This window comes from Duganella sp. GW822-FHT06D06 (assembly GCF_058799615.1).
Map to the genome: position 1 here is coordinate 109889 of NZ_JBXALQ010000006.1, position 11281 is coordinate 121169.

An 11281-nucleotide genomic window follows, 5' to 3' on the forward strand; every position below is an offset into this window, starting at 1 on the left:
GAGATTCACCGATGGCCCTCAAAGCAACAATTTACAAAGCCGACTTGCAGATCGCGGACATGGACCGCAATTTCTACGAGACCCAGTCGCTGACCCTGGCGCGTCACCCGTCCGAAACCGACGAGCGCATGATGGTGCGCCTGATCGCCTTCGCGATCCACGCCAACGAAGCGCTGACCTTCACCAAAGGCCTGTTCGACGTCGAAGAGCCGGACCTGTGGCAGAAGGACCTGACCGGCGCGATCCAGTTGTGGATCGAAGTGGGCCAGCCGGACGAGAAGGTGATCCTGAAGGCCAGCGGCCGTTCGGAGCACGTCTACGTCTACAGCTACGCCGCCACCAGCCACATCTGGTGGAAGGCGCTGGCCAACAAGGTCGAGCGTTGCAAGAACCTGACCGTGATCAACCTCGACGCCGACGCCGCCGAGCAGCTGTCCAAGATGGCCCAGCGCAGCATGCAGCTGCAGTGCACGATCCAGGACGGCCAGATCTGGCTGACCGACGGCGTCACCACGGTTGAAGTCGGCCGCGAGACCTTCAAGGGCGAGCGTTGATATAATCGCTTGATGAACAAAATCCTTTCCGCATTGCTGCTGGCGGCGGTCTGCCCGCCGGCCCAGGCCCAGCTCGAAGTACGCGACGCCTGGATACGCGCCACCGTGCCGTCGGCCAGGTCGACCGGCGTGTTCATGCAGCTCAAGTCCATGCGGGGCGGGCAGCTGGTGGAAGTGCGCTCCGGCGTGGCGGGCGTGGTGGAGATCCATCGCATGGAGATGGATGGCCAGATGATGAAGATGCACGCCGTGCCGTCGCTGGACTTGCCGGCCGGGCAGAGCGTGGACCTGGCGTCCGGCGGCTACCATGTGATGCTGATGGATTTGAAGCGGCAGTTGAAGCAAGGCGAGACCGTGCCGGTCACGCTGGTGATCCGCAAGAAGGGCAAGCAGACCGAAACCGTCGTCGTCGACGTGACGGTCAAACCGCTGACGTACACACCACCGAAAGGGCAGTGATGAAAACGACTTCCACCATGCTGGCGCTGGCTTTCTCTGCTGCGATGCTGGCGCCTGCGGCACAGGCGCACGTAACGCTGGAACAATCCACCGGCCTGGCCGGCAGTTTCCAGAAGCTGACCTTCCGCGTCGGCCACGGTTGCGACGGCACTGCCACCAAAGGCTTGACCGTGTCGCTGCCGGAGGGTGTCAGCAACGCCAAGCCCATGCCCAAGGCGGGCTGGAAGACCAACGTCGGCACCAATGGCGGCGTGCAGGAAATCAGCTGGAAGGGCGGTCCGCTGCCGGATGCTTATTTCGACGAGTTCGTGGTGCAGGTCAAGCTGGGCGCACAGCCGGGCAAGCTGTACTTCCGCATCGTGCAGCAGTGCGACAAGGTCAGCGTGGCCTGGGACGAGATCCCCGGCGACAGCGGCGTCAAACTGAAGGCGCCGGCGCCGGTGCTGGAAGTCCTGCCGGCGCCGGCCGGCACGGCGCAACACCAGCATTGAGCTGAGGCCGCGCGGTCTTACTTGACGACCGCGCCGCCCTTCATGACCCACCGGACGCTTTCCAGCGTCTTCACATCTTTCAACGGCTCGCCGTCGACCGCGATCAGGTCGGCGAATTTGCCCGCCTCGATAGTGCCCACCTTGTCGGTCCAGCCCAGCAGCTCGCTGGCGTTGAGCGTGGCCGCGCGGATCGCCTGGATCGGCGTCATGCCCAGTTTGACCAGCGTGCCGAACTCGCGCGCGTTCAGGCCGTGCGGATAGACGCCGGCGTCGGTGCCGAAGGCGACCTGCACGCCGGCCTTGATGGCGCGGGCGACGTTCAGGCGCGCGGTCGGCAACACCACCTTGGCTTTGTCCAGCAGCGGCGGCGGCAGCTTGATCGCCTCGGCGTTGTCGATCAGCCAGTCGCCCAGGTAGACCGTCGGCACCAGCCAGGTCTTGTGTTCTTTCATCAGCTTGATGCCTTCGTCGTCGATGTAGGAACCGTGCTCGATCGAGTCGATGCCGGCCAGCACCGCCAGTTTGATGCCGTCGCCGCCGTGCGCGTGGGCGGCGGCTTTGCGGCCGAGACGGTGGGCGTCGCCGATGATGGCCTTCAATTCTTCCTGCGTGTATTGCGAGGTGCGCGGATCGTCGCCGAAGGACAGCACGCCGCCGGTGGCGCAGATCTTGATGACGTCGGCGCCGTACTTGATGTTGCGGCGCGTGACCTTGAGCGCTTCGGCGGCGCCGTCGGCCACGCCCAGGCTGGTGATCTTGTATTCGGGGGCGTGCATGGTGTCGTCGCAGTGGCCGCCGGTGATGCTCAGTGGCGGACCGGAGGCGGCGATGCGCGGGCCGGGCACGTCGCCGTCGTTGATGGCGTCGCGCAGGCCGATGTCGGCATAGCCGTCGGCGCCGACGTCGCGCACCGTGGTGAAGCCGGCCTGCAGCGTCAGGCGGGCGTTCTTGGCGCCGGTCAACGTCGCGCGCGGCACCGATTTGGCGACGATGGAGTAGCCGGAGTCCTGCGGGTCGCCGGTCAGGTGGGTGTGCATGTCGATCAGGCCGGGCAGCAGGGTCTTGTTGCCGAGGTCGATGACCTGGGCGCCGTCCGGGATCGCCAGCTTGCTGCCGGCGGCGGTGATGCGTTCGCCGCTGACCAGCACCACGGCGTTGTCGATCAGCGCGCCGCTGCGCACGTCGAGCATGTGGGCGGCCTTGATGGCGGTGACGGCGGGCGGGGCGGCGCAGGCGGCGGAGCAGGCCAGCAGCAACAGCGGCAGCATGTAGGCGCGGCGGACGGACATGGCGATAACGTTCAAGCGGATCTCCTGGTGGTGAGGTTCTTCTTCGTTTTATGCGCATCGGATTGATGCGGGCCAAACGGCGCCCGCCTAGCGTACCCGCGTCTTCAGGCGGGCGCTACAATTTTTTGGATGAACACCCGTAGCGATACGCTTTACCGTCAACTCTTCGCGCATCCCGAAATCGTGCGGGATTTGCTGGCCGGCTTTTTGCCGGCCGATTGGGCCAGGACGCTGGAGGTGGGCGTCTTCGAGCGCGTCAACGCCAGCTATGTCAGCGACAGCGGCAAGCAGCGCCATCAGGATATGGTGTGGCGGGCGAAGGTTGGCGGCGAGTGGGTCTACGTCTACATCCTGCTGGAATTCCAGGCCCGCTCCGACCACTGGATGGCTTTGCGCATGCAGGTTTATGTCGGCTTGCTACTTCAGGACCTGGTCTCCCAGCACCGGCTGACGCAGGGCGGCAAGTTGCCGCCGGTGTTGCCGATCGTTCTGTATCACGGCCGTAGGCCTTGGCGCGCCAGCAGGGAGTTGGCCGAATTGATGTTGCCGCCGCCAGATGGCTTGGAGGACTACCAGCCGCGCCAGCTTTTCATGTTGATAGACCAGTATCGCCAGATGAATCTGGGTGACCCTGCCAACATTTTGGGTATTTTGTTCCGATTGCTGCGGTCGAAGACCAATAAGGAAATGCTGTTGGCCTTGAACGATTTTGCCGAACGCATGAAGGCGCCTGATGTCGCAAGGGTGCGTGACAGTTTGAGGCGCTGGGTACGCACGACCTTGCAGGATGAATTTGACGAAGCTACTATGAACTCCGGGGAGGAGCCAGCGATGCTATTCAATCGGCGATACAAGACCTACGAGGCCTTGCTTGAAGATGAGGCGATCAAGCGTGGTCGCCGCAAGGGGTTGAGAGAAGGGCGCCGTATAGGGGTGCAGCTAGGAATGCTAGAAGGCATGCAGCAAGGCATGCAGCAAGGGCGACAAGAGGGCGAACACGTGGCGCTGAAAAGTGTTTTGCAAGCGCTGCTGGATCGGCGAGATACGTCACTCCCCGCAGAGGTTGCCGAAAAAGTGGACCATGCCGACGCAGCCCAACTCAGCGCGTGGATCCAGGCGCTGATTGATGGCCACGAGCCGGCTCAGGTTTTTACTGCGGCGAACCACCGAGCCGCTTGATGGTGCCCGAGCCCATCACGCTCTTGGTCAGCTGCGGATCGCCGTAGTAGGTGATGTCGCCCGAACCGGCCACGCTCAGGTTCAGCGTCTGCTTGGCCCACACCGTCGCCTGGCCCGAGCCGCCGATGCTGACCGTGACGTCGCGCGCCGCCAGCTGCCCGGCCTGCACCCGTCCCGAGCCGCCGATCGACACCTGCAGCCGCTCGACGTTGCCGCTGGCCTTCAGGTTGCCGCTGCCGCCCAGCGCGATCGCCACCGATTCGCTCTCCAGGTTGCGCACATTGATCGAGCCGGAGCCGCCGACGTCGAACGTCAGGCTCTCGCCGCGCAGCTTGTCGGCCTCGACCGAGCCGGAACCGGCCACCGCGATTTTCTCGATCGAACGCGCCTGCACCACGATCTTCATCGTGCGCGACTCCAGGTTGACGTCCTTGCGGGTCGGCCGGATGCGCAAGGTGCCGTTGTCGACCACGGTCTCGATCAGCGCCTGCAAATTGTCGTCGGTCTCGATGCTGATGCCTTCGGTGTTGCCGATGCGGATCTCGACATTGCCGCTGATGCTGCTCGCCAGCGAGGTGAAATGGCCGATCTCGCGGTTCTGCTTGACGATCTTGCCGCTGCCCTGCACCCGCTCGCCGTGGAACCAGCTGAGCGGACCGGCCACGGCCAAGCCGGCCGGCGCGGCGACGGCCAGCAGGCCGGCGGACAGGAACAGGACGCGCAGCGCGCTACGGACGGATGGATTTGCCATGATGATCTCCTAGTGATGGTGGTTACGGCTCTTGAGGTTGGATACTACGGACTCGTCCCCGCGCACGAAACCCGGCTGCGACAGATTGCAGCCAGCGCGGCACAGAATGCAGCAGCCGGGTACCAGAGCGCGTCCGGCGGCGGGGGCGGGGCCGGCATGAGGTATCATTCGGGCTATCCCGCAACACCGTACGCTGCAACGCAGCACTTATTGGACTTACATGCTTATCATCACCATCAAACAGGGCAAGGAAAAGAGCCTGCTGGCCGGCGACCCCTGGATCTATGCCTCCGCGGTAGAAAAAATCGAGGGCAAGCCGCAGGAAAAGAACAAGCCGGGCGCCACCGCCACGGTGCAGACCTCGTCGCGCCAGTTCATCGGCCGCGCCGCCTACAACGCCAAGTCGCAGATCTGCGCCCGCATCTGGACCTACAAGGAAGACGAACCGGTTGACCACGCGCTGATCAAGCGCCGCGTCAAGGCCGCCATCGCCAAGCGCGCCGCCAGCGTGCGCGCGGCCGGTCCCAACGACCTGGTGCCGGTGGTGCGCGGCGACGAGGACGGCCTGTCCGGCCTGCTGGTCGACAGCTGGGGCGGCGTCCAGGGCTATTTGATCTGCCAGTTCCAGTCGGCCGGGGTCGAGGCCTGGAAAGTGGCCATCGTGCAGGCGCTGCTGGCGGAAACCGGTTGTCCGAATGTCTACGAACGCTGCGACGACCTGATCCGCAAAGGCGAGGGCTTGCCGATCTTTTATCGCGCGCTGGCCGGCGAGGAACCGCCCGACCACGTGGTGGTCACCGAGGGCAAACAACGCTACAGCATGGACTTGCGCACCGGCTTCAAGTATCCGAAGGTCCGCAGCTGAAAAAATTTCGATGCTGCAATTTTTCTCTTATAATCGTTCGCGGAGCAACACCGACCCCACGGAGATCAGAGTACAGATGGAAAATTACCAGTCGTCGCAAATTCGCACCCTGACTTACATCGAAAACGAAGACCACCCGGTCTTCGGCACGCTAGTCGAGCAGATCCTGCATCTGCTGAATTCCAAGCTGATCTTCAGCGACATCCTGATCCACCAGAACAGTCCGTTGTTGCTGCGCCAGCCGAAAGGGCTGGTGGCGGTGACCGATTCGCCGATCACGCGCGAAGAGCTGCAAGAGTTCTTCGAAGTGGTCGAGCCGAACTGGTCCGAGCGCATCCAGGACCGCGCCTTCGACCGCGCGGTGGACCTGCACACGGCGCGCATCCGCGCCAACTGCTTCAGCTTCCAGGGCAAGAAGCGGCTCGGCTGCGTGATCCGCCGCTTTCCGAAGGAGCCGATGGTGCTCAGCCAGCTGGGCCTGCGCCAGGCCGAGCAGAACTTCGCCAAGCTCACCAGCGGGCTGGTGTTGATCATCGGCGACACTTGCCAGGGCAAGTCGACCACCATCGCCGCCATGCTCGACGAGATCAACAAGCACCGCTCCGGCCACATCATCACGATTGAAGATCCGGTCGAGACGCTGATCCCGCAGCGCCAGTGCGTCATCACCCAGCGCGAAGTGGGCTTCGACGGCGACGTCGAGAGCTTCTACCTGGGCGCGCTGGACGCGCTGCGCGAGCGGCCGGACGTGATCGTCATCGGCGAGATCCGCGACGCCCAGACGGCGCAGGAGGCGCTGGCGCTGGCCGAATCGGGCCCGCTGGTGCTGGCCTCGCTGCACGCGCGTTCGACCGAGCTGGGCTTGCAGAAGATGGTGCGCCTGCTGGGCAATGCCGAACCGCAGTCGCAGGCGCTGGCGCACGCGCTGCGCGGCGTGCTGTGCCAGGCGCTGCTGCCGTCGGTGGACGGCGACCGCTACCACCTGGCCACCGAGTGCCTGACCTCGAATCCGGACGTGGTCAACATGATCGCCACCGGCCAGGTGTCGGCGCTGCGCAACTGGATGGAAAACAAACCGGGCGAAGGTTGTCATACGATGAACGCCTCGCTGCGCGCCTTGCTGGCCGCAGGCAAGGTCAGCGTGGAAGACGCGCGCAACGCGACGACCGACCGCATCGGCTTCGCTGAACACTACTAGCGGATACTTGGGAGGGCGACATGAAACGGACATGGACCATCATTGGCGTTGCCGATGTCGCCCGAAGTTTTCAGTGGTACCAGTCACTGTTTGGTCAAGCGGCGACAGCTCCCGCGCACGAGTATTTCGGGCAGCTGGTGGATGCCGATGGCACTGTCCTGCTTTGCCTGCATCAGTGGGGCGCCCACGACCATCCGACACTGACCAGTCCTGAACATGCGCAGCCTGGCAATGGCTTGCTGCTGTTCTTCCGGGTGGATGACTTCGATGAGGCGCTGCTGCGCGCGCGCGGGCTGGCCGTCGGGCTGGCGGAGGAGCCGCATCTGAACCCGGCCACAGGCACCAGGGAATTCGCGCTGCGCGACCTTGACGGCTATTACGTGATGGTCAGCGAGCTCGCCCCGGCTTGACGCACAATTTTAATGAGAAGTTATGAAGCACAAATTATTCCTTTTTGATCTGGACGATACGCTGTTGGATTTTAAAGCGTCCGAAAAGCTTTCTTTCGTCAGCACCATGCGGGAACTGGGGTTGCACGATGGCGTGGATGGGATTTTCCACCAATACCAGGCGATCAATGTGGAGCTGTGGCGGCGCTTCGAGACGGGCGCTGTCACCAAGGACTTTTTGAAAGTGGAGCGCTTTCGCCAGACCTTCCAGGCAAACGACATCGAGCTCGATCCGGAACTGGCAAGCAGCCTTTATCTAGAGTCGCTGCCGGATACCGTGGTCCTCATCGATGGCGCCAAACTGATTTGCGAGACGCTCTCCGCGATAGGCGAGGTGGGCATCATCACCAACGGTGTCGAATCTATCCAGAACCGCCGCATCGCCAGCTCGGGGCTGGCCGGATGCATTTCCTTCGTCGCCACCTCCGAGGCGTGCGGCTACGCCAAGCCGGATGTGCGTTTCTTCGAATATGCCGCCAGGATGGCTGCATCTTTCGCCAAGGACGAGGCGATCATCATTGGGGACCGGCTGGACGCCGACATCCTCGGCGCCAACCGCTACGGCATCGAGAGCTGCTGGTTCAACCCCGACCGCCTGGCAAACGCATCGGTAGCAATACCCGACTACGAAGTCGCCAGCCTGCACGACATCATGTCGTTGCTAAATACCACCGGGGTCAAGTCTGACATTCGGACACGAGCCCTGCTGTAGGAGCCTCTTTCGGACGAGGTCGTGTCCGAATGTCAGACTTGACCCCCGTGTTTTAGTCCAATGGAATCGCGCGGTAGCGGTTGACGTCGTTGCCGTTGACCGGTGGTGCGTTGTTGCCCCAGGCGCTGCGCAGATAGGATACGACCTGCGCCACTTCGGTATCGTTTAATACGTGGCCGAACGGCGGCATGCCGTACGGACGCGGATTGCCTGCCGTGCCGGGCGCGAAGCCGCCGTTGAGGACGATGCGGATCGGGTTGACCGCCTGCTCCATCGTCAATGCGCGATTGCCGGCCAGCGGCGGGTAGCCGGGCGGCAGTCCGGCGCCGCCGGCGCCGTGGCAATCCACGCAGTGTTTCTCGTACAGCTTGGCGCCGGCCGCCAGGTAGGCCATCGCCTCGGCGCCTTTGTCGCGCTCGAACTCGGATTTATTGCCGTCGCCCGGCAGCGCTTTCAGGTAGGTCGCCATGGCGTTGATGTCGCTGTCGCTCAGGTGTTGCAGGCTTTGCTGCACCACTTCCGCCATCGGCCCGAACACCGTCGCGCGCGGCGAGACGCCGGTCTTCAGCAGTTGCGCGATGTGCGGCTGCATCCATTCCCCCAGCCCCGCCTCGGCACCGGAATTGAGCGACGGCGCGTACCAGCCCAGCACCGGGATCAGGCCGCCGGACAGGCCTTCGCCGTCGCTCGCGCCCAGCGTGTTGCGCGCGCTGTGGCAGGCGCTGCAATGGCCCAGGCCCTGCACCAGGTAGGCGCCGCGATTCCAGTCCACCGATTGCTTGCTGTCTGCGCGGAATACGGCGGGCTTGAAGTACAGCGCGCGCCACGCGGCCAGCATGAATTGCTGGTTGTACGGGAAGCGCAGTTCATGCGGCCGGTTGGCCTGCGCCACCGCCGGCACCGACTGGAAGTAGGCGTACAACGCGTCCGCATCGTCGCGCGTGATGCGGGTGTAGTTGGTGTAGGGGAAGGCCGGGTACAGCAGGCGGCCATCCTTCGATTTGCCGTTGTGCAGCGCATGCCAGAAATCATCGGCGCTCCAGCCGCCGATGCCGTTGGCCTTGTCGGAGGTGATGTTGGGCGAGATGACGCTGCCGAACGGCGTTTGCAGCGCGCGTCCGCCCGCGTATTGCGCGCCGCCGCGCACGGTGTGGCAAGCCATGCAGTCGCCGGCCTTGGCCAGATAGGCGCCGCGCGCGACCTTCTCGGCTGGCGCCAGTGTCGCGGTGACGGTCGGCGCCGGCCCGGCATCGTCGGAGCCGCCGAACAACACCCACAGGATGCCGGCCAGCAGCAGCGCGATAACGGTATAAATAATTTTCTTCATGTGCGTGCCCTCAAGGTGCTGGCACGCTGCCGCAGTTCAGCGGCAGGGGCATGGCGATGTTGTCGGCCGGCCGGGCGGCGGCGTCCGGCGTTTGCTTGCTGAGCCAGCCGGAGACGGCGGCGATGTCGGTCTCGGACAGTCGGTTGGCGATCTCCGCCATGCAGTCCGGCGCGGCGGCGCGGCGCACCTTGTTCTTCCATGCGCCGAACTGGGCGTTGACGTAGTCGCTGGGCAGGCCGATCAGGCCGGGTATCGCCGGCGCCACGCCGGTCAGCGCGCTGCCGTGGCAGGCAATGCAGGCCGGGATCTTCCTGGCCGGGTCGCCTTGCTGCACCAGCGCCTGGCCGCGCGCCAGGGCGGCGCTGCCGGCGTTCGCGCCGCTGCCGGCCTGCGCCGGCGGGTAGGGCGGGTGCTGCCGCGAGAAGTAGTCGGCGATCTCGCGCAGGTAGGCGTCCGGCAGGTGGTCGACCATATAGGTCATCATCGGGTAATGGCGCCGGCCTTCGCGGAAATTCACCAGCTGGTTGTACAGGTAGCCGGCCGGCTTGCCGGCGATGCGCGGGAAGAAGGCGTCGCCGCGCTCCTTGACGGCGTGGCAGGCGGTGCAGGCGGCCACGCGTTGTTCCAGGGTGTCGGGCAGCGTGGCGGGCGCGGCGGCCAGAGATGACAGGCAGCGGCCGGCCAAAGCCAGCGCGGCGCACGCGCGCACGACGTATGAGGTAGACATGCCATTCCTTGAGGTCGTAGCTATCTGGCAAGTATACCAGATAGCAGGCCTAAAGCGGCTTGGGCGGACGCGGAAGTTTGACCGCTTTCATCGGCGGCAGCTTGTTGCCGGCGGCGATGTAGTGGCGGTAGACGCGCAAGGCCACCTGGGCGTCGTCGGCCGCGTACAGGATCTGCTTTTCGTTCAAACGCGGCAGCGCCCAATTGGTGGTCGAGATCTTCTTGGATTTCTGCAGCTTCTGGCCGAAGAACTTGGCGACGGCGGTCTTGGCGCCGAGGTCGTTGCGCTGTCCCGGCGTGCGCAGCGCCACCGACAGGTCGACCACGCCGGCCGCCCGGATCGCCAGCTTGGCGTGCAGGCGCTTGACGTCGTCGGACAGGCCGAAGCCCAGCTTTAACAAGGCCGGCGTTTCCAGCACCGCCTGCAGCACCTCGAGGATGGCCGCGGACGTGCTGTGGCCGATCTGGAACAGATAGGCCTGGTGATCGGTGGCGAACTGGATCAGGTGCGGACCGGTCGAGGTCTCGCCCTTGGTGAAGGTCGGCTTCGATTCGGTATCGAAGCCGATGGCGTCGGTGGCCAGCAGGGCATCGCGCGCGGCGACGGCTTGCTCGGCCGTGGTGACTAGCCGCACGTCGGCGATGCGTATCCCCACGTAGGGCGGAAGCTCGGCCTCCGCCTGGACTGCGAGCTGCTGGGTATCCAACTGAGCCAACTTAGCCCTTGCGCGAGAACTTCGCGGTCAGCTGGTTCAGCTTGTCGACGCGCACGCGGGCCGCTTCTTCGGCCGCAGCCGCGTCGCGTTCCGCTTTCTTGCGTTCGGCTTCTTTCTTGAAGCGGTCCTGCAAGACCTGGGTGGCGTGGGCGCGGTGGGTGTCGGTCACGTCGGCGCCGGGCGTGCCGTCCAGATCGTGACGCACCTTGGCTTTTTCCATGACCTTCAGGTAGCGCAGCGAACCGGTATGGATGCCGAGCGCGGTACGCATGGTCTTGCGGTCCAGTTCGGGCATCACGGCGAGGATCTGCTTGTCGATACCGATCGACAAAGGCAGGAAATCGCGGAAGGCCGGGAATTGGGTTTGCAATTGTTTCAACAAGCTGCGCGGGGTCAGAGCCGCAGGTGCCGCGGTGGCGGCGGAGGCTGCGGGCTCGATTGCCGGCGCCTGAGGGGTGAGGCTAGTGTTCATCGACTTCATAGTTTAAGCAAGAGGCGTCAGCATATCATGGGCACTACGGGATTGCAGTGCCTTTTAGGCCATGATGCAAAAATGACCATGACG

At 64.4% G+C, this 11281-nt stretch carries 14 protein-coding genes; 8 read left to right on the plus strand and 6 right to left on the minus strand.

Going from position 1 to position 11281, the window contains the following annotated elements:
- Window positions 1-11: 11 nt before the first annotated feature.
- Genes AC1RMD_RS13180 through AC1RMD_RS13190 form a run of 3 tightly spaced genes read left to right on the plus strand, consistent with a single transcriptional unit; the run spans window position 12 to window position 1504 of the window.
- Window positions 12-554 (plus strand): YaeQ family protein, encoded by a 543-nt coding sequence (locus AC1RMD_RS13180; RefSeq protein WP_492927069.1) that lies wholly within the window; start codon window positions 12-14, stop codon window positions 552-554.
- A gap of 12 nt (window positions 555-566) precedes the next feature.
- The gene (locus AC1RMD_RS13185) at window positions 567-1013 is read left to right on the plus strand and encodes a copper chaperone PCu(A)C (RefSeq protein ID WP_492927070.1); all 447 of its coding nucleotides are present in this window, start codon (window positions 567-569) and stop codon (window positions 1011-1013) included.
- Window positions 1013-1504 carry a YcnI family copper-binding membrane protein gene (locus AC1RMD_RS13190; protein ID WP_492927071.1) on the plus strand — a complete coding sequence of 164 codons (492 nt, stop codon included), beginning with the start codon at window positions 1013-1015 and terminating at the stop codon, window positions 1502-1504. Before AC1RMD_RS13185 ends, AC1RMD_RS13190 begins: the two co-directional genes overlap by 1 nt.
- Window positions 1505-1521: 17 nt before the next feature.
- Here the strand turns inward: AC1RMD_RS13190 and AC1RMD_RS13195 are convergent, their stop codons facing one another.
- On the minus strand, window positions 1522-2808 hold the full coding sequence (locus AC1RMD_RS13195) for a Xaa-Pro dipeptidase (RefSeq protein WP_492927072.1): 1287 nt from the start codon (window positions 2806-2808) through the stop codon (window positions 1522-1524).
- Window positions 2809-2922: 114 nt separating this feature from the next.
- On the opposite strand from AC1RMD_RS13195, the gene AC1RMD_RS13200 reads away from it, so the two are divergent.
- Window positions 2923-3972 carry an Rpn family recombination-promoting nuclease/putative transposase gene (locus AC1RMD_RS13200; RefSeq protein ID WP_492927073.1) on the plus strand — a complete coding sequence of 350 codons (1050 nt, stop codon included), beginning with the start codon at window positions 2923-2925 and terminating at the stop codon, window positions 3970-3972.
- Here AC1RMD_RS13200 and AC1RMD_RS13205 read toward each other — a convergent pair.
- Complete coding sequence (locus AC1RMD_RS13205) at window positions 3944-4723, minus strand: head GIN domain-containing protein (RefSeq protein ID WP_492927074.1); 780 nt, start codon at window positions 4721-4723, stop codon at window positions 3944-3946. The genes AC1RMD_RS13200 and AC1RMD_RS13205 overlap by 29 nt on opposite strands.
- 220 nt (window positions 4724-4943) lie before the next feature.
- Here AC1RMD_RS13205 and AC1RMD_RS13210 point away from each other — a divergent pair, with 220 nt between their 5' ends.
- The 4 genes from AC1RMD_RS13210 to AC1RMD_RS13225 all read left to right on the plus strand — a co-directional run bounded on the left by AC1RMD_RS13210 (window position 4944) and on the right by AC1RMD_RS13225 (window position 7947).
- Window positions 4944-5588 carry a class I SAM-dependent rRNA methyltransferase gene (locus AC1RMD_RS13210; protein WP_492927075.1) on the plus strand — a complete coding sequence of 215 codons (645 nt, stop codon included), beginning with the start codon at window positions 4944-4946 and terminating at the stop codon, window positions 5586-5588.
- Between the two features lie 76 nt (window positions 5589-5664).
- A complete protein-coding gene (locus AC1RMD_RS13215; RefSeq protein ID WP_492927076.1) occupies window positions 5665-6786 on the plus strand; it encodes a type IV pilus twitching motility protein PilT in 1122 nt (373 codons plus the stop codon).
- A gap of 20 nt (window positions 6787-6806) precedes the next feature.
- A complete protein-coding gene (locus AC1RMD_RS13220) occupies window positions 6807-7196 on the plus strand; it encodes a VOC family protein (protein ID WP_492927077.1) in 390 nt (129 codons plus the stop codon).
- A 22-nt stretch (window positions 7197-7218) separates the two neighbouring features.
- Complete coding sequence (locus tag AC1RMD_RS13225) at window positions 7219-7947, plus strand: YjjG family noncanonical pyrimidine nucleotidase (protein ID WP_492927078.1); 729 nt, start codon at window positions 7219-7221, stop codon at window positions 7945-7947.
- Window positions 7948-7999: 52 nt separating this feature from the next.
- On the opposite strand, the gene AC1RMD_RS13230 is transcribed toward AC1RMD_RS13225, so the two are convergent.
- From AC1RMD_RS13230 to AC1RMD_RS13245, 4 genes are read right to left on the minus strand one after another with little or no spacing between them, the layout of a single operon-like run.
- On the minus strand, window positions 8000-9274 hold the full coding sequence (locus AC1RMD_RS13230) for a cytochrome c (RefSeq protein WP_492927079.1): 1275 nt from the start codon (window positions 9272-9274) through the stop codon (window positions 8000-8002).
- Between the two features lie 10 nt (window positions 9275-9284).
- A complete protein-coding gene (locus AC1RMD_RS13235) occupies window positions 9285-10001 on the minus strand; it encodes a c-type cytochrome (RefSeq protein WP_492927080.1) in 717 nt (238 codons plus the stop codon).
- Between the two features lie 49 nt (window positions 10002-10050).
- Complete coding sequence (locus tag AC1RMD_RS13240) at window positions 10051-10716, minus strand: 3'-5' exonuclease (RefSeq protein ID WP_492927081.1); 666 nt, start codon at window positions 10714-10716, stop codon at window positions 10051-10053.
- 1 nt (window position 10717) lies between these two features.
- Complete coding sequence (locus AC1RMD_RS13245; RefSeq protein WP_492927082.1) at window positions 10718-11197, minus strand: ProQ/FINO family protein; 480 nt, start codon at window positions 11195-11197, stop codon at window positions 10718-10720.
- Between the last annotated feature and the right edge of the window lie 84 nt (window positions 11198-11281).